The following is a 752-nucleotide window of genomic DNA, read 5'->3' on the forward strand; positions in this document are numbered from 1 at the left end:
ACGCCTCGCAGATCGAGATCAACCCGCTTGCCGTCACGCAAGACAACAAGCTGCTGGTGCTCGACGCCAAGGTCGGTTTCGACTCGAACTCGCTGTTCCGCCACAAGGACCTGCTCGAGCTGCGCGACGAGACCGAAGAGGATCCGATGGAGCTCGAGGCGTCGAAGTACGACCTCGCCTATATCAAGCTCGACGGCGACATCGGCTGCATGGTCAACGGCGCCGGCCTGGCGATGGCGACGATGGACATCATCAAGCTGAACGGCATGTTCCCGGCCAACTTCCTCGACGTCGGCGGCGGCGCGAACAAGGAGAAGGTCACCGCGGCGTTCAAGATCATCCTGAGCGATCCGGCGGTGAAGGGCATCCTGGTCAACATCTTCGGCGGCATCATGCGCTGCGACATCATCGCCGAGGGCATCGTCGCGGCCGCCAAGGAAGTGAACCTCGCAGTGCCGCTGGTCGTCCGACTCGAGGGCACCAACGTCCAGCAGGGCAAGGACATCCTGGCCAATTCGGGCCTCGCCATCGTCCCCGCCAACGATCTGGGCGATGCCGCCCAGAAGATCGTGGCCGAAGTACAGAAAGTCGCCTGACCCATGAGCATCCTCGTCGACAAGAACACCAAGGTCATCGTCCAGGGGATGACCGGTGCCACCGGCACGTTCCACACCGAGCAGGCGCTTGCCTATGGCACGCAGATGGTCGGCGGCGTTACCCCCGGCAAGGGCGGTAGCACGCATATCGGCCTC

General features: G+C 63.3%; 2 pseudogenes. Both read left to right on the forward strand.

Going from position 1 to position 752, the window contains the following annotated elements:
• Positions 1-596 (forward strand): annotated as a pseudogene (sucC, locus tag DD559_RS20060) (succinate--CoA ligase subunit beta); the annotation flags it as partial.
• A 3-nt stretch (positions 597-599) separates the two neighbouring features.
• Positions 600-752, forward strand: a pseudogene (locus DD559_RS20065) (succinate--CoA ligase subunit alpha); the annotation flags it as partial.

Source organism: Sphingomonas pokkalii (assembly GCF_003096275.1).
Lineage (GTDB): Bacteria > Pseudomonadota > Alphaproteobacteria > Sphingomonadales > Sphingomonadaceae > Sphingomonas > Sphingomonas pokkalii.